Here is a 22,957-nt window from a genome sequence, read left to right on the forward strand (position 1 = left end):
TCCCATGAAAAACAAATCATCCATCACACTCTACCTCTTTGCCGCACTTTTCCTGGTCTCCGGGGCCGCAGGACTCATCTACCAGATCGCCTGGGAAAGACTGCTTGGACTGCACTTCGGTGTCACAATGGTCTCCATTACGCTGATCGTCGCCGCATACATGGCGGGGCTTGGCATCGGTTCGCTGATCGGCGGACGGGTCGCCCGCAACCTCAGGAATGCCTTATTGCTCTACGGCATCCTGGAGGTGGGAATTGCCGTTTTTGGCATCTTCAGCCCAGCGGTCATCGTGCAGATCGGGCAAGGCATGGCAGGCAGTCACTATGCGCTGGTCTTCCTGATCAGCTTCATCGTACTGCTCATTCCCACCACAATGATGGGAATGACCCTGCCGCTGTTGACCCAATCCTTTGTCAAGCGCGTCGAAACATCCGGACAGGTGATCGGCATCCTGTACGGCATCAACACCCTGGGCGCTGCATTTGGAGCCGCGCTGTCAGGATTCCTGCTGGTCGGCATGTACGGATTGAACGGCTCTGTGTACATTGCCGCCTTCCTGAATGCCTTCGTCGGATTGTGCGCCTTCGCGCTGGTCCGTTGGGATCGGACACAAACGGTTGAAACCGAATCCAAACAGGATGTGGTCCCTGCGCCCATCGCATGGGGATACGGAAAGATCTTGTTATCGTCTTTTTTAGTGGGCTTTATCGGCCTGGGCTTCGAGATGTTATGGGTGCGCGTGCTGATGATCGTCAACAAAAGCACCGCCTACGGCTTCCCTTCCATTCTATTCATTTATCTGCTTGGGCTGGCGCTTGGCGGCGCGGTATGGGGGCGCAGGGCGGACAAGTCGAAGGATCCCGTCCTGCTGTTTTGTAAAATCGAATTGAGCGGTGCAGTTCTCGCCGCCTTCACCTTCCTGGCATTCTGGTGGTCGCTCAAATACAACCCGCCCTGGATCCACCACTTTCTCGAAACGCAAAAACCCGGCCTGCCCTTTGTCCGAATTGACCACGAGTGGATTTTTTCCCGAAGAGCCCTCTTGGCAATGCTCTGGCAGTACTTCCTGCCCCTGCTCATTATTGTCCTTCCAACCAGTTTTGTGCTGGGAGGCGGCCTGCCCGTATTGGACAGGCTTTCCATCAACAACCCGTCCCTGTCAGGCCGGCGCGTGGGAGACATTCATCTCGCAAACATCATCGGCTCGGTGGTGGGGATCCTCGTCATCAGCTTTGTCCTGCTCCCAAGCGTCGGCACCGAATGGGCCTTGAAACTGCTCATCCTCTCCACGTTTTTATTCCCGCTCTTTTATTTTCTCGGCAAAACCATAAAAAGTCCGCGACGGAGCGAATATTCGTTGGCCGGCATCAGCCTGATCGCCCTCGTTGGAGTGCTTCTCCTGCCGCGCAGCGGGGAATTTTACACTCGCCTGTACTTCTCCGGCACCGGCCAGGAGACCGTGATCTCCGAATCCGGGGACAGCGTGCTCGTCTTGACCTATGAACCTGGCAGCAGCCGGCAAACAGGTCTGTTCTGGATCGGCGGCGAGGTCAACAGCTTCTTCCCGCCGAAGGGGATTTATGAAGGCAGGGCGCTTGCCTGCGCAGGCACATCCAAACCTGAGCGCATCCTGATCATCGGTTTCGGCGGCGGATATTCCGCGCTGTTCTACACCGCCCTTCCCGACGTAAAGGAGATCGTCATCGTGGAACTGCTGGGGGATATCGAGCCCTTCCTGTACGGCAATCTTGAATCCGCGCGCCGTACGCTGGATGACCCGCGCATCACCTATATCGTGGACGATGGACGCCGCTATTTGAATGCGTACCCGGACGAAAAATTCGACCTGATTTCGATAGACCCCCTGCGCGAACACACGGCGGGGCATAATAATTTGTATTCCGAGGAGGCGCTGCGCATCTACCAGAACCACCTGACATCGAACGGCATCCTGTGCGCGTGGATGCAGGAAAAGCATATCGTCCCTCACACCACGGCGACGGTCTTTCCATTTGTGGACCAGTTCCGATCCGAGTTCATGATCGCCGGCAACAACCCGATCGTCTATCACGCCGGCTATATGGAACAGGCCGCGGAAAGCTACAAGGTGCTGACCGGGGAACTCTACGGTCCGGGCGGGGGGATCACCCTGTCCATTGATTCCACCCTGGATACCTTCCTGCGCAGCCGCGAGCAAATCCTAGAGGATGAAAAGGGAATGCCCATCCTCAGGGACCTGCACCCGCGGCTGGAATATTATTTCCTTGTGAAGCCGGTCCCGCAAAATATACCAACAAACCCTGATCAGGTCGAAAATTTCAAGAACAGAATTCAGAGATAGTGTCTTTGAGCAACAACATTCACAGCTCGTGGTTTTATTCCCGATGAATCTTGTCCACTTTGGATTACAATCACAACATGGATCAAGAGACACAAAAAATCATCCGCGAATCGGTTCTGTTTCAGGATGTCAGCCCACAGGGGTTTGAACAAGTATTGGAAAACGGAATCCTGCGCTCGGTGGAGGGAGGCGGGTTCTTCTTCATGCAGGGCGACCCAGCCGCCCATGCCTATGTGTTGGTGAGCGGACGCGTCAAGATGGTCCAGATCGCTCCCAACGGACAGCAGATCATATTGCGCATCATGCCCCCTGGTCAGACGTTCGGGGGAATCGCGATCCTGAAACCGCATGCGGGCTACCCAGCCACATCCCATGCAGAGGAGGACAGCACCGCAATGGCATGGGACACGGCACATTTGCGCGAACTGGCAAAGACCGAACCATCTATCGCCATGAATGCGATGCAATTGATGCACGGATATATCACCGAATTACAGGAACGCCAGCAGGCCCTGGTGACCGGGCGGGTGGAGCAACGTATCGCACGCATCCTGCTTAAGCTGGCAGCCGACTCTGGAAAAAAGGTCGAGGAGGGAGTCTTGATCGACATGCCGCTCACGCGGCAGGATGTGGCAGAGATGAGCGGGACGACGCTGTTCACGGTCAGCCGCACGATGAGCGAGTGGGAACGCAATGGCTTGCTCAAAATTGGTCGGGAGCAGGTCATCATCCGTGAACCGCATGGGCTGGTGAAAATCGCGGACGATCTGGCGAAATAGCAGGAGATTCCTCGTTCCCTGCAGTCACTCACATCGTCCCGATGTTCTTCGGGAGTATGACAATTATCTGAACGGCGGGAAATATCCCGCCGTTTTCTATTTGCGCCAGCGCAAAGACAGCCGCGGGCATACCGTGTACTATTGGGATAAATCAGCGGCGCTTTATCCGAATTTAGCCGTATTTATAAAAAACCAAGGAGAATATCCATGAAAGCCTTAAAATCACTTTCCATTGCAGTCCTGATCCTCGCTGTTCTGGCTGCCTGCATCCCGTCATCGGAGGTCCCCGTAAACACCGAATACGTGCTGACCACGGAACTGCGCGACGGTGAATTTGTCTATGTCGGCGTGAACGGTGATATCAACGGAGTGGTCAACCCCGTTCTGCGTGCCAGACAAGGCGAGCGCATCACCATCATGCTGGTCAACAGCGGCTGGGGGACCCACGACATCGTCTTCCCTGACTTGAGGGTCAGTTCCAGCAAGGTCTCAAAGCAAGGCGAGACCACCTCTGTCACGTTCACCGTCCCTGCAAAGGATGTTGCGCTGGAATATCATGACTCGCGCCACAAGAAACTTGGAATGAATGGCGTCCTGCTGGTGGGCGATGCTTCGGCGTCTGTAACCGCCAACGTCCAAGCCACGGGTGTGGTCGCGGAATACACACTTGAAAGCAATCTGGCGGACGGCAAAATGGTATTCGTCGGCAAGGGCGGCGAAATTGACGGACAGGTCAATCCCGACTTGAAAGCCGGTCTCGGCGATACCGTCAAAATCCACCTGATCAGCGGCGAAGGCGCGATGCACAACTTCTACCTTGACGAACTCAACGTCAAATCGAAGGACTTCATGGGAGGCGACAGCATCACCGTGGAATTTATCGCCAGCGAGGAAGGCACATTCGATTACTACTGCGCCGTTCCCGGCCACATCCAGGCAGGCATGGTTGGAAAATTCATCGTCGGTTCAGGTATATCCATCGCACAACCCTCAAGCGGTGGTGGGTACGCCAGCCTCAGCCCGCAGACGGTAACCGTCAGCGCCGGTCCAGCCGATGCAAATGCCGTGGACATCGTCCGCGACCCGAGCGACATCCCCGCCCCCATCGGGAATCGCGCTCCTGAAAAAGTGATCGTCGAACTGGAAACCGTGGAAGTGGTCGGTAACCTTGCGGACGGCACCACCTTCAATTACTGGACCTTCAACGGCACGGTCCCCGGTCCGTTCCTGCGCGTGCGCGTGGGCGACACGGTGGAAGTGCACCTCAAGAACCTGCCCGACAGCATGATGGCGCACTCGGTTGACTTCCACGCAACCACGGGTCCCGGCGGAGGCGCAGTCGCCACCCAGACCATGCCCGGCGGGGAAACCATGTTCACCTTCAAGGCGCTCAACCCCGGCTTGTACGTCTATCACTGCGCCACCCCGATGGTCGCGCACCACATTGCCAACGGCATGTATGGCTTGATCCTGGTCGAACCCGAAGGCGGACTCGCTCCCGTTGACCGCGAGTTCTACGTGATGCAGGGCGAACTGTACACCGCCCAGCCCTTCGGCACCAGCGGCATGTTGACCGACGACATTGACAAACTGCTCAATGAAAACCCCGAATACTTCATCTTCAACGGTGCGTCCATGGGACTGACCAGCGAAGAGCACATGCTGCACGCCAACGTCGGTGAGACCGTGCGTATCTTCTTCGGCGTCGGCGGACCCAACTTCACATCGTCCTTCCACGTCATCGGCGAAATTTTCGACCGCGTGTACGATCAGGCATCCCTGACTTCCAACCCGTTGACCGATGTGCAGACCACACTGGTCCCGCCCGGAGGCGCGACGATGGTCGAATTCAAACTCGAAGTACCCGGCCGCTACATTCTGGTTGACCATGCCCTCTCACGGCTCGAACGCGGCCTGGCTGGTTTCCTGATGGTCGAAGGCGATGACAACCCGGACATCTTCGAAGGCACCATCACCGAAGGCAGTGGACACTAATCCCGCCATGGAACGCCCGCCTCTTTCTCCCTCGACGCTGGTCGCTGACCTGTTAGCCTACTCCCCGCTGACAGCGCGCGCCCTGCTCGACCTGCGGGTGGACTGCATCGGGTGTTCCATGAACAAGTTCTGCACGCTCGAAGAAATTTGCCGGCACTATGGGCTTGAAATCGAGATGGTGGTGAAGAAATTAAGCAAGGGCGACCCGCCAAGCGGGAACCAGACGCCTTGACCTTCTTTGAAGGGTCGCCCCTACACATAATGCGAAACCAAAACAGCCGCGGAAAATGCGGCTGTTTTGGTTTCGCAGGGCTATACCCAGCGCGGTCACAAATTCCGCTTGAAAGCGGAATTTGTGACCGTGGGTATTATATAATTGCGTATGCCGTATTGGAAGCTCTACTACCACTTCGTTTGGGGCACCAAGAACAGACTGCCTTTGATCACCCCCATTCTTGAGCCTGAGTTGTATCGCGCCATTGCCGCAAAAGCAAAGGACATGGGCGGGTTTGTCCATGGCCTTGGCGGTGTCGAAGACCATGTGCATCTCGCCGTGTCCATTCCGCCGAAACTCGCGCCTGCGAAATTCATCGGCGACGTAAAAGGGAATTCATCCCACTTCGTCAACCATGTCATCAAGCCTGATTTCGAGTTTTACTGGCAGGATGAATATGGTGTCCTGTCTTTCGGAGAGAAAAACCTGCCTGCGGTGGTACGATATATCCATGACCAGAAAGGGCACCACGCGGACGGAACGCTGATCGCAGCCATGGAGTGGATGGATGAATCGTAGTTGCATGGTATGGTGTGCCCGCCCGGCGATAAACCGTCGGGCTACACCTACGAAGGCGGCTCAAGCCGCCTAGCCCGCTGAAACGGGCTTCGTACGAATAGCACGGTGGTTAATCACCGTGCGATGACTATCGAAACAGGACAATGTCAAACCACACGACACCTCCGCCCGAACACATCCCGTCCACTGGACATTCACCGCGCCTCACCCCCACACGGACGTAAACGTCCCCGCTTACCCATACAAAGCCCGCTGAAGCGGGCTTCGTACGAATAGCACGGTGGTTAATCACCGTGCGGGTTCACAGGTACAATCAATTTGTTGGAACCTGACACCACCACACATGACACCTAATTTCACCCTCCGCCCCTCCCAAACCGACATCCTCCGCTATCGCGGGGGCAAACTCGGTATTTCCGCCGTGCCGGGTTCGGGGAAGACCTTCACCCTCTCCGCGCTGGCGGCGCAGATCATCACCGGCGGCATGATCGAACCCGACCAGGACGTGCTGATCGTCACGCTCGTCAACTCGGCAGTGGACAACTTCTCCGCGCGCATCGGCAGGATGGTCGAACAGCGCGGACTGATCCCCCACCTCGGCTATCGCGTGCGCACACTGCACGGGCTGGCGCATGACATCGTCCGTGAGAAGCCCGCCTTGGCGGGGCTGGAGGAACGCTTTCAGATCGTGGACGAACGCGAATCCGAATTCATCCGCAGGGAAGCCGCGAATGCATGGCTGGCGTCCTTCCAAAATCAACTCGACGAATATCTCAGCCCCGACCTCGACGACTCGAAACGCGACTGGGTGCGCCGCCAGCAGCTGCCCGACCTCGTCCACAGCCTCGCGCTGGCGTCCATTCGTTCGTGCAAAAATCTCACGCTCACACCTGAAGAACTGCGCCGCAAACTCGATTCAAGTCCCGCGCCTCTTCCCCTCGCGGAAATGGGCGCGTGGATCTACGACAAATATCAGCAGGCATTGCGCTATCGCGGCGCAGTGGACTTCGACGACCTCATCGCGCTCGCGTATAAAATTTTGCAAATGGACCCCGATTACCTCGCACGCCTGCAATACCGCTTCCCCTACATCCTCGAAGATGAGGCGCAGGACTCGAGCGAAATTCAGGAGAACATTTTGCGCCTGCTTGCCACAAACTGGGTGCGCGTCGGCGACCCCAACCAGGCCATCTTCGAGACCTTCACCACCGCCAACCCAAAACTGCTCAAGAACTTCATCGCCAGCGAAGCGGATTCACGCAATGAACTGCCCGTCAGCGGACGCTCGCAACAGGGGATCATCGATCTTGCGAATCATCTGATCGATTGGACGAACGCCTCCCACCCCGCCCGCGCCTGCCGCGATGCCCTGAGCATTCCCCACATCCAACCGACATCTCCCGACGATCCCCAGCCAAATCCGCCCGCCGGCCCCGAGGGAATCCGCCTGATTGACAAAAAGTTCACGCCCGAAGAGGAGATCGAAGCCGTCGTCAATTCGTTGAAGAAGTGGCTGCCAGATAATCAGAATGCCACCGCTGCGATCCTGGTCCCCCGCAACACACGCGGATTTGAAGTCATCGAGGCGTTGAAGAAGCACAAAATCGACTACGTGGACATCCTCGCCAGCACCAACAAGACGCGCGTCGCCGCGGGTGCAATTGCCAACGTCATCGCCTATCTGGCAGACCCCGCCTCGCCGAGGAAGTTATCTCTCGCCTATCAGGTCTGGAGACGGGATTGGCGTGACGATACGTCGTTGCGAGGAGGGTCGAGTAGCGAAGCGTATCGAGACCCGACGAAGCAATCCCCAACAGACGAGGGAGAGATTGCTTCGACGGAAGAGCATCGTCTCGCAATGACAGAACGAAAAGCCCTCCTCGCCACGGCATCCACCTTGTTGCGCAAGGTCGGCGAAGCGGAAAAATTCGTAGCGCCGAGTCCAGATAATGACTGGTTGGCAACTCTGAGTGAGTCCGAAGCGGACGCGCAAGCGGTCGTCAGCGAATTGAGCGAGTTCCGCGTAATCGTCAACCGTTGGCTGAATGCGGTCACGCTTCCCATCGACCAGTTGATCCTGACCCTCGCGCAGGAACTGTTCACCGACGCGGCGGATTTGGCGCTGGCGCACAAACTCGCGCTCGTGCTGCGTCAAGCCGCGGACGACCATCCCGACTGGCGCCTGCCCGAGCTGACCGCCGAACTCGGCGTCATCGCCCGCAACGAACGCCGCTTCATCGGCTTCTCGTCGGACGATTCGGGCTTCGACCCCGGCGCGCACAAGGGCAAGGTGGTGGTGACGACGATGCACAAAGCCAAGGGACTGGAATGGGACCGCGTGTACATGCTGAGCGTGAACAACTATGACTTCCCGTCGCTCCAGCCGTATGACCGTTACATCTCGGAGAAGTGGTTTATTCGCAGCGGGTTAAATCTCGAAGCCGAGGCGCTGGCGCAGTTGAAGGCCTCGCTCTCGACGGGCGAATTTGACTGGTACGAGGAAGGCGCCGCCACACACGCCTCGCGCGAAGACTACTCGCGCGAACGCCTGCGCCTGCTGTACGTCGGCATCACGCGCGCGAAGCGCGATTTGATCGTGACCTGGAATTCAGGCCGCAAGGGCGACGCGACGCCAAGTTTAGCGTTGAGTGAGTTGATGGGGTGGTGGGAATCAAAAAAGTAAAGCAATTTATGTTTATGATAAATAATATGATTTGAGGAAATATGGACATATTAAAGAATATCATTGAAAAAGTAAAAGCTTTACCAAAAGAGTTAATACCAGATGGGATTATGTCAGTTATTTTTCATATTGAAACTGCTGAAAAGCATTTGTTGCGTGGTAAATTAGAAAAAGACACCTTTCTTTTTACAGACGTGATTTATAGGACAAACCATGCTTTCGAGGGGATTCTCAAAGAAGCTTATAAAATACTTGAAAATAAGAACCCCGAAAAATTAACCCCATTTGAGATTGAGGAATATCTATCAAAAAATAAGGTATTTAAAGAAAGAGTCATGGAGCTTTTTACTAACTACCGAGCAAGTTGGAGAAACCCGTCAACGCACGATTACAACTTATTTTTCACTGAACAGGAGGCATTCCTTGCCATTATCTCCGTTTCTGCTTTTGTAAGTAGACCTCTTGCATAAGTGTGCCATAATAGGCACATGAACTATAAGACAATCGCACATCTCAAAGGTAGTGACTTCAAACGGCTAACTGGCGTCCAGCGCGAAACCTTCGAGCAGATGCTCACAGTCATTGAGAAAGGGCTGCGAGACTTCGGGAGACCGCCAAAACTGAGCCGAGCCGATCAGTTGTTGATGACCTTGATGTACTGGCGAGAATATCGCACAGAATTTCATATTGCGCAATCCTATGGTGTCAGTGAAGCAACCGTTTGCCGCACCATTCGCAAGGTAGAGGAGGCCTTAGTCCGTTCAAAAAAGTTTCGTTTGCCTGGCAAAAAGGCACTCCAAGCCAGTGACACGGTGTTCGAGGTAGTGCTGGTTGATGTCAGCGAACAGCCAGTGGAACGTCCAAAAAAAGCCAAAAACGGCATTACAGTGGCAAAAAGAAGCGTCACACCCAAAAAGCGCAGGTGATGGCTGATCGAAAAAGTACCCAAATCATAACCACCGCCTTTAGTCATGGAAGCAAACACGACTTCCAACTGTTCAAAGACGATGCCTGTGAGTTCTCTGAACATCTGCGTATTCTGGCAGATGCGGGCTATCAAGGATTGATGGAGTTTCATCAGAACAGTCAAACACCCTTCAAGAAATCCAAATACCATGCTCTGACGAAACGAGAGAAACAGAGCAATCGAAGCTTGGCACGGAAACGGATTGTGATTGAGCATATATTCCGTAAGTTGAAAGTGTTTCGCATTTTGAGCGAGAGGTATCGCAATCGTAGAAAGAGATTTGCTTTGCGCTTCAACCTGATTGCTGCTATTTACAACCTTGAACTCAACTCAATTTGACTTTTGCAAGAGGTCTAGTATATTAATTGATCAAATTGTGGAGAAATTAACTTTTGATATCGAAAAGCATAAGATGTTAAATAAGGTCAAGGACATTCGAGGTGCCATCGTTGACTTTGACAAACTTAAGCCTGTTGAAAAACTCATCTCAATCCTACAACAATATTCAAGAGAAATACAATCCAATATCAAAAAGTTTGATGCATCATCAGGGGCAGAGTTGACTGGGTCTATAACAGCCTTCCTATCAGCTGTCGAGCCCAATTTTCACATAACAATCGAGCCATCAATTTCAATTGGTTCAACAATTGTCAGGCCTGATCTCGTTTTAGAATTAGACAAAAATAAAATAATACTTGAGTTAAAGCGGGTGAGCATATATCCTGATTTAGAAATTCGCGATCATGATGTTGCCATATCTCAACTTGAGGCGCTTATGCAAGCGTCCAATATTAAGTATGGTATTCTATATTACTTGCCAATAAAACAAGATGATCAAATAGTTGTATCTCACATTTCCAAACCCAATATCAAAACAGTCCACCCCATGAGTAAGGAGATGTATGAAGATTTAGAGGATGATGCTCAAAGATATTCGGACAAGCTTGACGAAGAATAGCATTACTATGGGATTTTTGGGATTTCTTGGCGAGGGGTATTTTTCTGGAAAATGACAAAACGGTCTCGGGATGTACTGTCCACGAGACCGTTTTTGTTGTGGTAAAATGCTTAGCAGAAACAGAAATTTGCTTAGCAAGGAGATTTTATGGCTACCACCTCTGTCAAAGTTAGTGCGAAGTATCAGATCGCCGTTCCGCAAATTGCGCGAAAAAAATTGAACATCAAAAAAGGCGACCGTCTGCTTGTGGATGTGCAGGATGGTGTCATCGTTTTGATTCCCGAACCCAAACGCTACACCAATTACCTTCAAGGTTTGCACAGTGAAATCTGGAAGGGTGTTGACCTCCAGAAGTATCTTGACGGGGAGCGTGACGCATGGACGAATTCAGCAAACGGCTAACCAAAGCAAAAGTCATCGGGCTGGATACGCCCGTTTTCATTTATTTTCTTGAGAACAATCCGCGTTATGCTCCGCTTGCTCAAATCACCATCAATGGAATTGAGAAAGGCAAATGGCAGGGCGTGACATCCACGATCACGTTAATGGAAATCACTGTCCGCCCGTGGCAGTTAGAGAATGAAATGGTGGCGCGTGAATATGAAGCGGTGCTCGTTCATTTTCCAAACCTGTCCATTGTGGATGTGGATCGAAATGTAGCGCGTGCCGCGGCGCAACTTCGGGCAAAATACAAAGCCTCTCCGCCCGATGCGTTACAGGTGGCGGCAAGTATCTCTTATGGCGCAAACGCGTTTTTGACAAATGACAAGCGTTTGTCAAAACTTGAGGACGTGATTGATGTCATTGTGATGAATGATTTTCTTGAATAAATGAAAAACGGTCTCGGCAGGGAGCTTCTTGCGCGATGAATTTGGCTTCTTCCCTTCAGATGACAAAACGGTCTCGGGATGTACTGTCCGCGAGACCGTTTTATTTTATGGTGGTGTAAAATCATTTCAAGTGTCGTTGAGTCCTTTACTTTAGGAGTATCGTATGGATGACAAGGCGAATTCAAAGAAACCAAAAGATAACTGGGCGAACGGGGACTTGTATGAAGAGTACATGGGGCGCTGGAGCCGCCGCGTAGCGCGTGAGTTTATCAAGTGGCTGGCTGTCCCTGCGGGCGGTGGATGGCTGGATGTGGGCTGCGGCACAGGCGCGCTCAGCCAAACGGTTCTTCAATTTACTGAACCTGCTCGGATCAAAGGAATCGACCGCTCGGAGGGCTTTGTCAACTTTGCGAGGGAACATGTGCGGGATGACTATGTCCAGTTTGAGGTCGGTGATGCCGAAGCGCTGACGGATGGCGACGGGACGTTCGACGCTGTTGTCTCAGGTCTCGTTCTCAATTTCATTCCTCACCCTGAGCGCGCACTTGCTGAAATGACTCGAGTTACACGAGTGGGTGGCGTTGCCGCGGTCTATGTTTGGGATTATGCAGAGGGGATGCAGTTTATCCGTCACTTCTTCGACGCGGCGATTGCATTGGATCCCAAGGCGACTGAACATGATGAAGGTCCGCGTTTTCCCATCTGCCATCCCGACGCATTGAAGCGGCTCTTTGAATCGACTGGACTGCGCAATGTGGAAGTCCGCCCGATTGAAGTCCCTACGATTTTCCGCGACTTTGACGATTACTGGTCACCGTTTCTCGCGGGGCAGGGACCGGCGCCAGGTTATGCGATGTCGTTAAGCGAAGAAGGCCATGTCGCACTGCGCGAACGAATCCGCGCGGGGCTGCCTCACAATCCCGATGGTTCGATTTCTCTGACAGCACGCGCGTGGGCGGCGCGGGGTGTGCGATGAATTGTTGAAATGTAAAACGGCATTGCGGTCAATTTCTCATCGTGTTAAACTGTGTCTATGGATTTCGAGATCATCGGGAACATTGAAGCCATTGAAACCATTGCTGTTGGCTCGAGTATCCGCGTTCTTGCTTATTTGCAAAAAGTCCATGGACGCGGGAGATGGCGTAAGTTGAAAGGCATTGCCAGCGTCAAAATCCCGAATGGAGAGATCCGCCGCGTGGAGCTTCACTGGTATGAAGCACACGGAATTGGTCGAAAAGACATGAAGATCAAGCAATATCTGGATGAATGACAATGAACACAAAAAAAAGATATGCACTTTGCGTAAACAATACGGATTACGAAGCCTCTCTGATTCCGCGCAAAATCTATGAAATCATTCCCGATGAACGCGCAGAAAAGGATGATTTTGTGCGCGTGGTTGACGAAAGCGGCGAAGATTATCTATATCACAATAGTCATTTCGTCTTTTTAGAATTGCCTGTCGAAGTTGAGCGGGCATTGGTCACTGCGTAAACATAGTTTGACACGCTGACAAACGGTCTCGGGATGGGAAGGGGGCTTGTTGCGTGAAGGCTTTGTTCCCTCCCCGTTCGGGGAGGGTTAGGGAGGGGTCAAACCCTGGCAAAACCCGCCAGGGCAGGTGTGACAAACGGTCTCAGGCCGTACGGTCCGCGAGACCGTTTTCCCACCAAAATCGAGATCGTCGGGGCGAACTCCACCATTATCCGCAGTACGTAGTACAATGAAACCTGACGTTGAGTTTGAAAATTTTGTTTTGCATGTCCCGGGGAAACGGACCGCGCCGCTTGAAAACGAAATCACGATAACTCCCTTTCATAAACAGCGCTGTCCCAAGGAGAACCACATGATGAATAAAGCCATGTTCGAGGAAAAATGGAGCTTGCTCCGCGGCGAGATCAACGCCAGATGGGACCTGATGGTCGAGTACGACCTTGTCAAAGTGGACAAAGCCGAGGTTAAGTTCGATAAATTCGTCACCATGCTCCAGGTCAAATACGGATACACCCGCCAGAAAGCCAGGGAGGAGATCGGAAATCTCTGGGCGGAATACGAATCAAAAAACAATAACAGCAGGTAAAGGAGCAGTACCCATGAATGCAATACCGGATAAGAAAAAACCAAAGCGCCCCTCCAAAGGGATCGCAAAACACAATCGCAGGGTGAAACAGGAAGCCCGCAAGAACAGCGTCCCGGGGACGGTAGTGAAAAAAGGAAAACGCCCCGCATAGCATAAGTGGAAAACGATAAACGGTCTCGGATCGGATGGGGAATGCGACCTTTCCCCCGCCCTTCCCAAATTCTGCAAGGGGGTTTTAGAATTGCCTGTCGAAGTTGAGCGGGCATTGGTCACCGCATGAGAAAAAGCCACGAATATTGAAAACTTGGAGACTTCACAATCTCCGAGTTTTGTTTCTTACGCGGGCATGTAAGCGGTCACTTCCACCTGCCTGTGACGCTGACGGGCGTCATCGACCGTTATATGGAACCTCGCCCCGATGGTGACGATTGATCGGCATGTCGGTTTGCCCCTTCGCGCAGCACCCCTGTGGGGCTCCCAAGGAAGAGCGCATGGAGTTGATTTCTTTTCTGTGCGATGGTTGTTAAATTTCAAACGCGATGTTTAATTTCAGGAGGGTATTGGCTGCCTGGCTTATGATTACTTCTACAAACCGGCCGAAACTGAACTCATGGAAGTTGGTAATGGCGAAGATCTCGAACCGCTGCTGGGCAATTGGACGGGCAGCGCTTGGTGGCAACCTGACGAAATCAACGATATCAAATTCAATGTCAGCATCAGCATTGATAAAAGTCGGGGCTTCCAACCTGGCAGCGGCCAACAGCTGGCCGTCTTTGTCGATGGCCGCTTAACCTTTGAGGACAGCAGCCCGAAGGATGCCAATTCATACCGGCATCCATGCTATACTTGGCACATTCCAAACAATTGAGGACAACATGACCGGGAACACGCATCAGGCAATGCTGGCAAAATACGCCGAAGCCATCGTCAAAGTCGGTTTGAATATCCGCGCCGGACAGCGGCTTATCATCACGCTGGGAGCCACGCGCGGCGTGCCGCATCAATTCGCGCCGCTGGTGCGCGAGATCGCCAAAGCGGCGTATGCCGTCGGCGCGAAATATGTGGATGCCATTTTCGCGGACGAAGAAATGCTTCGCATTCGTGTGCAAAACGCACCTGCAGATTCCTTTGACGTTTATCCAAAATGGCAGATCCAGGCCATTACCGAGATGATCGAGAACGGCGACGCCCTGCTCTCCATCGCAGGTTCCAACCCCGACCTGCTCGGTGGTCTGGACCCGGAAATCGTCGGCAGGATGCAAAATACACATTTGAAAAATTGGAGTCCCATCAGCGAGAAAGTAACCACCAACGCGGTCAACTGGTGTGTGGTCGCCGCCGCAGGCGAAGCCTGGGCGCAGAAAATCTTCCCCGATCTCCCCGTCGAAAAAGCACAGGAAAAACTCTGGCAAGCCATCTTTGAAACAACGAGAATCGACCAGCCCGATCCCATCGCCGCGTGGGAGACACACATCGTCAACCTGCGCAAACGCGCTCTTTATTTGCAATCCAAACAATATACCGGCTTGCATTATCGCACGGCACCCCTTGCGGGCAAGGAATCTGGCACCGACTTCACGCTCGGCTTGCCCAGCGGTCATCTGTGGATCAGCGCGCAGTCCCTGGCGCAGAACGGCATCGCCTTCACCGCCAACATGCCCACCGAAGAAGTCTTCACCCTGCCCGACCGGGACCGCGCCGACGGCGTAATCTCCGCCACCTTCCCATTGAGTTATGGCGGCACATTGATCGAAGATTTTCAGGTCCATTTTGAAAACGGGCGCATCACTAGGGTCACCGCAAGGAAAGGCGAAGCCGCCCTGCAAAAACTGGTGGATACCGACGAAGGCTCGCAGCGCCTCGGCGAAGTCGCGCTGGTGCCTGCCTCCTCCCCCATCGGTCAACGCGGACATCTCTTCTACAACACGCTCTTCGACGAGAACGCCTCCTGCCACATCGCCATCGGACGCGCCTACCGCTTCACTCTTACGGGTGGAACTGAGTTGAACGACGAGGAATTCACCGCCGCTGGAGGCAACGTCAGCCTCAACCATGTGGATTTCATGATCGGCTCCCCGCAAATGGACATAGACGGCATCACCAAAGACGGCAGCCGCGAACCCGTCATGCGTCATGGCGAATGGGCGTTTGAAGCCTAAACAAATCAAGGTCTTGCTGAACGCAGGACCTTTTTTGAAAGGAGAACAGCATGCCCTCCAAACCAAAACCGAACAAGGATGAAATTCTCAAGGCGGAATTCAATTACATCGCAGAAACCGCGTTCCAGGCCAATGAAGACCGCTCGCGCTTTACCTCCTTTTACTTCGTCACAGTGGGCTCCTTTGTGGCCGCAATCCTGGGCACGCAGTTCGAGCCGCAGCAAAAAAACATCTCCATCGCATTCTTCATCCTGTTCACGGTGTTGACCTTGATGGGCGCCCTGACCATCTCCCAGCTTGCAAGGCTGCGCGCCGCGTGGCACGAATCAGTGGAAGCCATGAACAGGATCAAGGATTTTTACATCAAACACAACCGCGAGATCGAACCCGCCTTCAAGTGGCGAAGAAGCACCATCCCGCCGACGGACAAACCGCGCAGCATCGCAAACCTGATCGCCATCGAAGTTGCAATGCTCAGTTCGCTAACAACCGGCGCGGCGGTTTATTTTCTCCTGTCTTCCCTCGGTGAGACCGGCCTGGTCAGCTGGTTGATCGTCGGCGCAAGTTTCCTGCTCGGCTGGATCGCCCAATGGAGATTGTACAAACGTCTGCTCGTGGACGACCGCTAGGACACATCCCATGCCGCGCAAGTATCAAAACCACCCCCCCACAGCCTTCCAACGCAGACCACATCTGACCAGAGACGATGCCTGGGTCCGCGCTTTCTTAAAAGAAGCAAAGGTAGGGCATATCGCCACCTCCGTGGATGGGCAGCCGTTCATCAACCCGAGCACTTTTTGGTACGACGAGGAAAATCACCAAATTGTCTTTCATTCGAACATTGCAGGGCGAGTCCGCTCGAATATCGAGATCAATCCAAAGGTCAGCCTTGAGGCGAGTGAATTGGGGAAATTGCTCCCATCCAATGTGGCGCTTGAGTTTTCGCTGCAGTATCGCAGTGTGCTCGTCTTTGGGACGGCGAGCATTGTAAGCGATCCCGATGAAGCCCGCAGGTTATTGTATGGGCTGATCGGCAAATACTTTCCCGACATGACCGCCGGGAAGGAATACCGCGAGATCACGGACAAGGAATTGCGCGCAACATCCGTTTACACGATCCAGGTCGAAGAATGGAGCGGCAAGGAAAACTGGGATGAGCGCGCCGAGCAAAGCGATGAGTGGACGCCGCTCGATGACAAGTGGTTTGAATAAAGGAGACGCAATGTCAGAACGAACCCGTACTGAGGAGTTTAAACTGGAAGGGGAGAAATTGATTGCCAAGATCAAAGAACTGATTCACGAAGGCAACATCCGCAGGATCATCATCAAGGACAGGGATGGAAAGGTTTTGATGGAAATCCCAATGACCTTCGGCGTGGTGGGCGTCCTGATGGCTCCCCAACTGGCAGCCATCGGAGCGATTGCCGCGTTATTAACGGAAGCAACATTGGTCGTCGAAAAATCAGAGTAAAAAGAATATACTCATGAAATCCTACCGTAAGGAACTGTGGTTCAACATCCCAACCCGCCGCGCGTTTGTCAACATCACCCCGCAGATAGAGGAGTGTTTACGTGAAAGCGGAACTAAAGAGGGCTTCCTTTTGGTTAACGCCATGCACATTACAGCCTCCGTTTTCATTAACGATGATGAAAGCGGGCTGCACCATGATTACGACAAATGGCTGGAGAGACTCGCTCCGCACGAGCCTGTAAATCAATACCGTCATAACGACACGGGAGAGGACAACGCCGATGCGCACATGAAACGCCAGATCATGGGACGTGAAGTGGTGGTGGCGGTGACGAACGGCGAATTGGATTTCGGCACATGGGAACAGATCTTCTACGGCGAGTTCGACGGACGCAGAAGAAAACGCGTGCTGGTAAAGATCATCGGTGAATAGGAGAGAATACTATGCGTTTACAGGGCAAAAAAATCGCCATGCTGGCTGCGGAAGGCGTTGAAGATTATGAATACTTTGTGCCCATGATGCGATTGCAGGAGGAAGGCGCGCAGGTGCTCACTGCCGCGTTGGAATTAAAACCCGTAAAAGGAAAAAACGGGTTGACGATCACGCCCGATACATTGATCGAATCACTCAACGCCGATGAACTTTTTTCGATCGTCATCCCCGGCGGCTGGGCTCCAGATAAACTGCGCCGCTATGAGGCCGTCAAAAACCTTGTCAAGGAAATGGATGATGCTGGAAAAGTCATCGGCATCATTTGCCACGGCGGCTCGATTGCGATTTCCGCGGGCATTATCAAGCAGGGACAGCGCGTGACGGGCTCCATGGGCATCAAGGACGATCTTGTCAATGTCGGCGGCGTCTGGGCGGATGAACCCGCCTTTCGTGAGCGCAACCAGGTTTGGGGGCGGGTCGTGGCGGATATCCCCGATTTCAACCGCGAACTGGTCAAGGCACTAGTCGAAGGATAAAGGTTTCTTTTTCATCGACTCGGGAATCGGGATGTTTAACAAACGCAAAACAGTCGGCGCGATCTGCAAATGTGAGACGATTGCATCCACCTCGCCTCTTCCCCGACCGTTGGACTGGATCACGTAAAAGGGCACTTCCCTCTGTTCCGGCGTGGTGCCGCCGTGCCCCCCATCAGCATTGATGCCGTGATCGCCTGTGACAAAAATCGTGTATCCCAACTCGCGCCATTCCATGAGAAGCGGCGCGAGTTTTGCATCCTGATAAATGGCGTGGTTGCGATATTCCTTTGAGTCGGAACCGAAGGTCTCTCCGTAATAATCCATGCCCATTGGGTGGAGCAAAAGATAATCGGGTAAAAATTTGCGGACAAGGTGCGCCGCGCTGTGGAAGAGTTCAATATCGGGATATTCATCCTGGGTGTAAAAACGCCCGTGCTGGATGACAAGGCTTTCATCATCCACCTCCCTGTCATCGATGGGGTTGAAAGGTGCGCGATTATACAACTCGGAATACCAGTAATAGGCCGCCGCCGCTGTAACCTTGCCTGCATCTTTCACTGCCCTAAAGACATTCGGTTTGTTCGAAAGCCGTACCATGGAATTTGCCACAATGCCGCTCTCGCTGGAGGGGACGCCGCTGTGGATGGTCTCATACATCGGTCGGGACATGCTCGGCAGTTCACCGACAATCTTGTACAGACTGGCCTGCTTCGTTTCCACCAGATGGCCAAGAAAGCCCATGTTGGCTTTCGCAATATCATACCGCAGGGCATCGGAAAGGACGAGGATGACTTTGTTCATAATAAAAAATTTCGGAAGTCTTTTGGAGACTTCCGAAATCCATTTTCATTCGTCCAACACCAACACCGCTTCGCGCGAGCAGGTGACTTGATCCTTATCACCAACGTTTGGAAGGTCTAGGAACGGGTTATTGAATGTATCCACATAAAACAGGGATTTGCCGATCATCACCTGGATACGGACAATGGAGCCGAGGAAGTTGATGTTTTCAATGGCGCAGTCCACGACATTGGCCTTTTTGCCTTCCGCGACAAAACTGAACCGCTCCGGGCGGATGGCAACACGGACCTTGTCGCCTTTCCTTCTGGCTTTGATATCCGATGCGGAATCGAATTGCACGCCATCGATTGCAACCAGCCCCCTGGCAGGGTCCACTACTTCGCCATCGGCTGTATTGAGTGTTCCAACGAAATTTGCCGTGAAGACGGTGGTCGGGAAGTTATATATCTCGAACGGCGTGCCGACCTGTTCCATCTCGCCGGTATTCATCACCACAATGCGGTCCGAAAGTGACAACGCCTCTTCCTGATCGTGGGTGACGTAAATAGCCGTGATGCCTAATTTCTGCTGGATGCTGCGAATCTCAGCGCGCAAGGCGACGCGGATCTTTGCATCCAGCGCGGAGAGCGGCTCATCGAGAAGCAAAACCTCGGGGCGGATCGCCAGGGCACGGGCGAGGGCGACGCGCTGCATCTGTCCCCCGGAGAGTTGGTAGGGGTAGCTTTTCGCCTTTTCCTCCATGTGGATGATCGAGAGCATTTCCGCCACACGGTCTTTTATGGCTGATTCCTGCTCTTTTCGCACCTGCAAGCCAAAACCGATATTCTGGGCAACAGTGAGATTGGGAAAAAGCGCATACGACTGGAAGACCATGCCAACATTACGCTGGTTCGGGGCTTTGTCAGTAATGTCAACGCCTTCGAGCGAGATCGTGCCTGTTGAAGGAATCTCAAACCCGGCGATCATGCGCAGGGTGGTTGTTTTTCCACAGCCTGACGGTCCAAGAAATGAGACGAACTCGCCTTTTTTGACGTCGAGATTAAAATCGTGGACGGCAACAAAATCCCCAAAGTGTTTTGAAATGTTCGTTAATGCAAGATGTGTCATATCGGTTCTCCGTCAAGGATTTAGTGCGCGCCGACAGTCTGTTCCTGACCGCCAGTGACGAGTTGAATCAAGCCCATTGCCACCCAGGTCAGCAGGAAACTGACAAACGAAAGCGCGGCAGGTTCATAAGCGCGGTGCTGTCCGAGCAGGAAGAGATACGGTCCAAAGGCCTGGACGCCAAGGAACGAAGCCAGCACCACTTCTCCCACCACGATGGCAAAGGTCAGCAAGGCTCCGCTTAAAAGCGCCGAGCGGATGTTCGGGAGGATGATGTGGGTGATGATGGTGAACCAGCTCGCGCCGAGGCTTTGAGCCGCCTCGGTCAGGGTGCGGATGTCCACCGTCCTCATGCCGGTATCCACCGAGCGGTACATGTAGGGCATGGAAAGCACCATGTAACCCGCAACGATCATGATATTTGTGCCTGCCTTGAATTGCGTCAGGGGCTGCATGAATACAATATCAGTGAAGGGGATTGTGAACGGCTGGCTGTAGATGCGGATCATGCCAAAGACCAAAATAATGGCGGGAACCACGAACGGCATCAGGGTCAGGAATTCCACGATGCGGCGCGCCTGCGGCAGTTTGAGACGGATCCAATAGGCGGTCGGCACAACCAGCGCAATGGAAGCGAAAATGGTGGTCAATGCCAGTGTGTTCGAGAGAAGAAAACTATCCCAAAACCGTCCGTCGCCAAATGACCTTTCGTAGGCTTTGAACGGGTCGGCGGGGTCCCAACTTAATGAGAATGCAACGGTCGCGTATAACGGCAGGACGAAATACAAGACGCCCAGAATGAACCAAAACCAGCCCCAAAAGGGAAACCTGCGAAGTCGTGAAAGGAAACTCATTTCAACCACCTTTCGGTCTTTGCCTGGAGCAGGGAATAACCAGTCAATGAAACCGCCATGATGAAGACCATCCCGACCGCCATGGCATAGCCCAGCCCGGGATTGTACAACACATCGCCTCGAATCTGCGCCCCGATCTGGATCGTGACTAGCCCAATTCTTCCGCCCGTCAGGGCATAGGCGGTGGCATATGCACCAAACGCGTTCCCGAATAACAGGATCATCGAGCCAAGAATGGACGGCAGCAGGACCGGCATGGCAACTTTAAGCCAATATTGGGTGGTATTCGCGCCAAGGTTTTCAGCAGCTTCACGCCATTCCTTCTTCAATCCGTCCAGCGCCGGCGCCATGATCAAGACCATCAGGGGGAATTGAAAATACATATAAACCAGGCTCAACCCTGCAAAACTATACAGATTAAAGCCTGATGCATATACATCCAGATTAAAAATATTTTTCAAAACCGCGGTGATAAATCCCTGCCTGCCAAGTGTGGCAACAAAAGCAAATGCAAGCGGAACACCTGCAAAATTGGAAGCCACGCCGGAAAATGTGATCAAGACCGAACGGAGCTGCTTCGGAAGTCCGCCCACCGTTACGGAGTAGGCGAGCAGAAAACCAAAAATACCGCCGCCCAGCGCCGTCACCGCGCTGATCTGGATGCTCAAGCGATAGGAGTTGACGATCAACGGCTCGGTGAACAACTGGCGGATATTATCCAGGGTAAATGCCCCCTCCGGCGTCGAAAAGCTCGCTGTGAGCAGCCGAAACGACGGCAGTAGCAAAAAAAGGATCGCAAACAAAAAAAAGGGAACAACACCAAGCCAGACCTTCCAGCTTGCGGATGGCTTGAAACCGTTTGTAGGGGAAACTCGCGCCATAATGAATTCCTTAGCAAGTCGCCTTGCTGTAGCGAGACCCCGCCAAACGGCAGGGTCTCGCATATCTCAAGCACAACAGAAATTACTTAATGTCGGAACCAACCGCGGTGTCCCAATTCCTGGTGATCAACTCGTTGGCAGCCGTCAACTGGTCGAGCGTGGGGAAGACCGCGCCGGTAACGTCAGGAAGTTTGTCGAGCAATTCCTGGGGGATGACTCCGCGCGCGCGCAGGTCGGGTTCGCGGATCGGGTGACAGTAACCTTTCATCCACAAGAGTTGGCCTTCATCCGAGTACAGGAATTCCTGCCACAGGCGGGCGGCGGCAGGCTGCGGGGAGTAGGCGCTGATCGCCTGGACGTATACACCCGCGAAACGACCGGTGGCGGGAATCACAACCGTGGCGTTCGGGTTGCCTTCGAAGGTGTCGATCGCGGCGAGGGCGTTATAGTCCCAGGTGATGCGGACAGGGATCTCACCGGTGGCGACCAAACCGTTGTTGGCGATCAAGGGGATCAGGTTGCCAGTCGCGTTCAATTCGGAAAAGTAATCCAGACCGGCTTGGGCATCATCCAAAGAACCGCCATTGGCAAGCGCAGCCGCGTACACAGACTGAATCGCCTGGTTGGAAACACGCGGGTCACCAGAAAGGGCGATCTGACCCGCATACTTCGGATCGAGCAAGTCTGCCCAATCCTGCGGCACATCGGGCTGGACGTCGGTGTTCACAAGGAACGCCAATACGCCGTAGTAGTCGCCATACCAGAAGCCTTCGGCGTCCTTGGCATCAGCGGGGATGGTGTCCCAAGTTGAAACCTTGTAAGGTGAAAGCAAACCTTCAGCCTTGGATGATTCGCCCCACGAGAAACCAACATCAAGCACATCGGGAGCCTGCGGACCCTTGTTGTCCTTGTTGGCTTTGACGGCTTCGATCTCATCGGCAGAACCGGCATCCGGATTCAATTCGTTGACTTCAAGTCCATACTTGGCCTTGAAGGCTTCAATAACCTCACCGTAATTGCACCAGTCGTGCGGCAGGGCGATGGTGGTGAGCATGCCTTCCGCCTGTGCCGCGGCAATCAGGGCATCCATCCCGCCGCCATCGGCGGCCGATGTGGCAGTGCTCCAGTCAAAATCGCTGGAGGAACCAGCGCCGCCGCCGCCACCACAGGCGGCCAACATGGTCGCAGCAATGACGAACAAGGCAAGTACATGGTAAGCAAGATTCTTATTAGTACGCATTTCTCTCTATCTCCTATATGGTTTTTGATTGATTGGACGATTAGAACACATG

The 22,957-nt window shown here is 53.5% G+C and carries 27 protein-coding genes; 22 read left to right on the forward strand and 5 right to left on the reverse strand.

The annotated features are described in order from the left end of the window. Window positions 1-4 precede the first annotated feature (4 nt). From QY332_17435 to QY332_17540, 22 genes are all read left to right on the forward strand, one after another. The gene (locus QY332_17435; GenBank protein WKZ35397.1) at window positions 5-2,341 is read left to right on the forward strand and encodes a fused MFS/spermidine synthase; all 2,337 of its coding nucleotides are present in this window, start codon (window positions 5-7) and stop codon (window positions 2,339-2,341) included. A 77-nt stretch (window positions 2,342-2,418) separates the two neighbouring features. Then, a complete protein-coding gene (locus tag QY332_17440; GenBank protein ID WKZ35398.1) occupies window positions 2,419-3,120 on the forward strand; it encodes a Crp/Fnr family transcriptional regulator in 702 nt (233 codons plus the stop codon). A 207-nt stretch (window positions 3,121-3,327) separates the two neighbouring features. Next, a complete protein-coding gene (nirK, locus tag QY332_17445; protein WKZ35399.1) occupies window positions 3,328-5,115 on the forward strand; it encodes a copper-containing nitrite reductase in 1,788 nt (595 codons plus the stop codon). 7 nt (window positions 5,116-5,122) lie between these two features. After that, window positions 5,123-5,347 carry a hypothetical protein gene (locus QY332_17450; GenBank protein ID WKZ35400.1) on the forward strand — a complete coding sequence of 75 codons (225 nt, stop codon included), beginning with the start codon at window positions 5,123-5,125 and terminating at the stop codon, window positions 5,345-5,347. Between the two features lie 150 nt (window positions 5,348-5,497). After that, entirely contained in the window at window positions 5,498-5,908 is a 411-nt protein-coding gene (gene tnpA, locus QY332_17455; GenBank protein WKZ35401.1) for an IS200/IS605 family transposase, read from the forward strand. 343 nt (window positions 5,909-6,251) lie between these two features. Beyond that, entirely contained in the window at window positions 6,252-8,591 is a 2,340-nt protein-coding gene (locus QY332_17460) for an ATP-dependent helicase (protein WKZ35402.1), read from the forward strand. Between the two features lie 41 nt (window positions 8,592-8,632). Further along, complete coding sequence (locus QY332_17465; GenBank protein WKZ35403.1) at window positions 8,633-9,061, forward strand: hypothetical protein; 429 nt, start codon at window positions 8,633-8,635, stop codon at window positions 9,059-9,061. An 18-nt stretch (window positions 9,062-9,079) separates the two neighbouring features. Continuing rightward, a protein-coding gene (locus QY332_17470) for an IS5 family transposase (GenBank protein WKZ35404.1) occupies window positions 9,080-9,897 on the forward strand; the annotation gives its coding sequence in 2 pieces (ribosomal slippage) (window positions 9,080-9,461 and window positions 9,461-9,897; 819 coding nt in all). A gap of 37 nt (window positions 9,898-9,934) precedes the next feature. After that, window positions 9,935-10,516 (forward strand): hypothetical protein, encoded by a 582-nt coding sequence (locus QY332_17475; protein ID WKZ35405.1) that lies wholly within the window; start codon window positions 9,935-9,937, stop codon window positions 10,514-10,516. 147 nt (window positions 10,517-10,663) lie between these two features. Further along, complete coding sequence (locus QY332_17480; protein ID WKZ35406.1) at window positions 10,664-10,918, forward strand: AbrB/MazE/SpoVT family DNA-binding domain-containing protein; 255 nt, start codon at window positions 10,664-10,666, stop codon at window positions 10,916-10,918. Continuing rightward, window positions 10,894-11,346: a PIN domain-containing protein gene (locus QY332_17485; GenBank protein WKZ35407.1), complete on the forward strand. Its 453-nt coding sequence runs from the start codon at window positions 10,894-10,896 to the stop codon at window positions 11,344-11,346. The genes QY332_17480 and QY332_17485 overlap by 25 nt, the downstream gene beginning before the upstream one ends. A gap of 163 nt (window positions 11,347-11,509) precedes the next feature. Continuing rightward, window positions 11,510-12,322, forward strand: a complete 813-nt coding sequence (locus QY332_17490; protein WKZ35408.1) for a class I SAM-dependent methyltransferase — start codon at window positions 11,510-11,512, stop codon at window positions 12,320-12,322. Window positions 12,323-12,379: 57 nt separating this feature from the next. Then, on the forward strand, window positions 12,380-12,616 hold the full coding sequence (locus QY332_17495) for a hypothetical protein (GenBank protein ID WKZ35409.1): 237 nt from the start codon (window positions 12,380-12,382) through the stop codon (window positions 12,614-12,616). Between the two features lie 2 nt (window positions 12,617-12,618). Then, a complete protein-coding gene (locus tag QY332_17500) occupies window positions 12,619-12,840 on the forward strand; it encodes a hypothetical protein (protein ID WKZ35410.1) in 222 nt (73 codons plus the stop codon). Window positions 12,841-13,192: 352 nt separating this feature from the next. Next, the gene (locus QY332_17505) at window positions 13,193-13,426 is read left to right on the forward strand and encodes a hypothetical protein (protein ID WKZ35411.1); all 234 of its coding nucleotides are present in this window, start codon (window positions 13,193-13,195) and stop codon (window positions 13,424-13,426) included. Window positions 13,427-14,036: 610 nt separating this feature from the next. Next, entirely contained in the window at window positions 14,037-14,294 is a 258-nt protein-coding gene (locus tag QY332_17510) for a hypothetical protein (protein ID WKZ35412.1), read from the forward strand. Window positions 14,295-14,301: 7 nt separating this feature from the next. Further along, window positions 14,302-15,585 (forward strand): aminopeptidase, encoded by a 1,284-nt coding sequence (locus QY332_17515; protein ID WKZ35413.1) that lies wholly within the window; start codon window positions 14,302-14,304, stop codon window positions 15,583-15,585. 50 nt (window positions 15,586-15,635) lie between these two features. Beyond that, the gene (locus QY332_17520; GenBank protein ID WKZ35414.1) at window positions 15,636-16,214 is read left to right on the forward strand and encodes a hypothetical protein; all 579 of its coding nucleotides are present in this window, start codon (window positions 15,636-15,638) and stop codon (window positions 16,212-16,214) included. Between the two features lie 10 nt (window positions 16,215-16,224). Next, window positions 16,225-16,797, forward strand: a complete 573-nt coding sequence (locus QY332_17525) for a pyridoxamine 5'-phosphate oxidase family protein (protein ID WKZ35415.1) — start codon at window positions 16,225-16,227, stop codon at window positions 16,795-16,797. A gap of 10 nt (window positions 16,798-16,807) precedes the next feature. Continuing rightward, entirely contained in the window at window positions 16,808-17,056 is a 249-nt protein-coding gene (locus QY332_17530; protein WKZ35416.1) for a DUF4342 domain-containing protein, read from the forward strand. A gap of 13 nt (window positions 17,057-17,069) precedes the next feature. Then, window positions 17,070-17,489 carry a secondary thiamine-phosphate synthase enzyme YjbQ gene (locus QY332_17535; protein WKZ35417.1) on the forward strand — a complete coding sequence of 140 codons (420 nt, stop codon included), beginning with the start codon at window positions 17,070-17,072 and terminating at the stop codon, window positions 17,487-17,489. Window positions 17,490-17,500: 11 nt separating this feature from the next. Further along, window positions 17,501-18,025 (forward strand): type 1 glutamine amidotransferase domain-containing protein, encoded by a 525-nt coding sequence (locus QY332_17540; GenBank protein ID WKZ35418.1) that lies wholly within the window; start codon window positions 17,501-17,503, stop codon window positions 18,023-18,025. On the opposite strand, the gene QY332_17545 is transcribed toward QY332_17540, so the two are convergent. From QY332_17545 to QY332_17565, 5 genes are all read right to left on the reverse strand, one after another. Beyond that, entirely contained in the window at window positions 18,011-18,826 is an 816-nt protein-coding gene (locus QY332_17545) for an alkaline phosphatase family protein (GenBank protein ID WKZ35419.1), read from the reverse strand. The genes QY332_17540 and QY332_17545 overlap by 15 nt on opposite strands. Before the next feature lie 45 nt (window positions 18,827-18,871). Beyond that, window positions 18,872-19,933: an ABC transporter ATP-binding protein gene (locus QY332_17550; protein WKZ35420.1), complete on the reverse strand. Its 1,062-nt coding sequence runs from the start codon at window positions 19,931-19,933 to the stop codon at window positions 18,872-18,874. Between the two features lie 20 nt (window positions 19,934-19,953). After that, the gene (locus tag QY332_17555; protein WKZ35421.1) at window positions 19,954-20,784 is read right to left on the reverse strand and encodes an ABC transporter permease subunit; all 831 of its coding nucleotides are present in this window, start codon (window positions 20,782-20,784) and stop codon (window positions 19,954-19,956) included. After that, window positions 20,781-21,665: an ABC transporter permease subunit gene (locus QY332_17560; protein ID WKZ35422.1), complete on the reverse strand. Its 885-nt coding sequence runs from the start codon at window positions 21,663-21,665 to the stop codon at window positions 20,781-20,783. Before QY332_17560 ends, QY332_17555 begins: the two co-directional genes overlap by 4 nt. Window positions 21,666-21,747: 82 nt before the next feature. Then, the gene (locus QY332_17565; protein WKZ35423.1) at window positions 21,748-22,905 is read right to left on the reverse strand and encodes an extracellular solute-binding protein; all 1,158 of its coding nucleotides are present in this window, start codon (window positions 22,903-22,905) and stop codon (window positions 21,748-21,750) included. Between the last annotated feature and the right edge of the window lie 52 nt (window positions 22,906-22,957).

Source organism: Anaerolineales bacterium (assembly GCA_030583885.1).
In the GTDB taxonomy this organism is placed as follows: domain Bacteria; phylum Chloroflexota; class Anaerolineae; order Anaerolineales; family Villigracilaceae; genus Villigracilis.

Bases quoted from the DNA above. Each gene is read 5' to 3' on its own strand.
- QY332_17555 (WKZ35421.1), bottom strand. From the start codon at position 20,784: ATGAGTTTCCTTTCACGACTTCGCAGGTTTCCCTTTTGGGGCTGGTTT.
- QY332_17490 (WKZ35408.1), top strand. From the start codon at position 11,510: ATGGATGACAAGGCGAATTCAAAGAAACCAAAAGATAACTGGGCGAAC.
- nirK (WKZ35399.1), top strand. From the start codon at position 3,328: ATGAAAGCCTTAAAATCACTTTCCATTGCAGTCCTGATCCTCGCTGTT.
- QY332_17435 (WKZ35397.1), top strand. From the start codon at position 5: ATGAAAAACAAATCATCCATCACACTCTACCTCTTTGCCGCACTTTTC.
- QY332_17510 (WKZ35412.1), top strand. From the start codon at position 14,037: ATGGAAGTTGGTAATGGCGAAGATCTCGAACCGCTGCTGGGCAATTGG.
- QY332_17535 (WKZ35417.1), top strand. From the start codon at position 17,070: ATGAAATCCTACCGTAAGGAACTGTGGTTCAACATCCCAACCCGCCGC.
- QY332_17495 (WKZ35409.1), top strand. From the start codon at position 12,380: ATGGATTTCGAGATCATCGGGAACATTGAAGCCATTGAAACCATTGCT.
- QY332_17545 (WKZ35419.1), bottom strand. From the start codon at position 18,826: ATGAACAAAGTCATCCTCGTCCTTTCCGATGCCCTGCGGTATGATATT.
- QY332_17565 (WKZ35423.1), bottom strand. From the start codon at position 22,905: ATGCGTACTAATAAGAATCTTGCTTACCATGTACTTGCCTTGTTCGTC.
- QY332_17440 (WKZ35398.1), top strand. From the start codon at position 2,419: ATGGATCAAGAGACACAAAAAATCATCCGCGAATCGGTTCTGTTTCAG.
- QY332_17525 (WKZ35415.1), top strand. From the start codon at position 16,225: ATGCCGCGCAAGTATCAAAACCACCCCCCCACAGCCTTCCAACGCAGA.
- QY332_17505 (WKZ35411.1), top strand. From the start codon at position 13,193: ATGATGAATAAAGCCATGTTCGAGGAAAAATGGAGCTTGCTCCGCGGC.
- QY332_17560 (WKZ35422.1), bottom strand. From the start codon at position 21,665: ATGGCGCGAGTTTCCCCTACAAACGGTTTCAAGCCATCCGCAAGCTGG.
- QY332_17540 (WKZ35418.1), top strand. From the start codon at position 17,501: ATGCGTTTACAGGGCAAAAAAATCGCCATGCTGGCTGCGGAAGGCGTT.
- QY332_17460 (WKZ35402.1), top strand. From the start codon at position 6,252: ATGACACCTAATTTCACCCTCCGCCCCTCCCAAACCGACATCCTCCGC.
- QY332_17500 (WKZ35410.1), top strand. From the start codon at position 12,619: ATGAACACAAAAAAAAGATATGCACTTTGCGTAAACAATACGGATTAC.
- QY332_17515 (WKZ35413.1), top strand. From the start codon at position 14,302: ATGACCGGGAACACGCATCAGGCAATGCTGGCAAAATACGCCGAAGCC.
- QY332_17450 (WKZ35400.1), top strand. From the start codon at position 5,123: ATGGAACGCCCGCCTCTTTCTCCCTCGACGCTGGTCGCTGACCTGTTA.
- tnpA (WKZ35401.1), top strand. From the start codon at position 5,498: ATGCCGTATTGGAAGCTCTACTACCACTTCGTTTGGGGCACCAAGAAC.
- QY332_17465 (WKZ35403.1), top strand. From the start codon at position 8,633: ATGGACATATTAAAGAATATCATTGAAAAAGTAAAAGCTTTACCAAAA.
- QY332_17520 (WKZ35414.1), top strand. From the start codon at position 15,636: ATGCCCTCCAAACCAAAACCGAACAAGGATGAAATTCTCAAGGCGGAA.
- QY332_17550 (WKZ35420.1), bottom strand. From the start codon at position 19,933: ATGACACATCTTGCATTAACGAACATTTCAAAACACTTTGGGGATTTT.
- QY332_17480 (WKZ35406.1), top strand. From the start codon at position 10,664: ATGGCTACCACCTCTGTCAAAGTTAGTGCGAAGTATCAGATCGCCGTT.
- QY332_17530 (WKZ35416.1), top strand. From the start codon at position 16,808: ATGTCAGAACGAACCCGTACTGAGGAGTTTAAACTGGAAGGGGAGAAA.
- QY332_17485 (WKZ35407.1), top strand. From the start codon at position 10,894: ATGGACGAATTCAGCAAACGGCTAACCAAAGCAAAAGTCATCGGGCTG.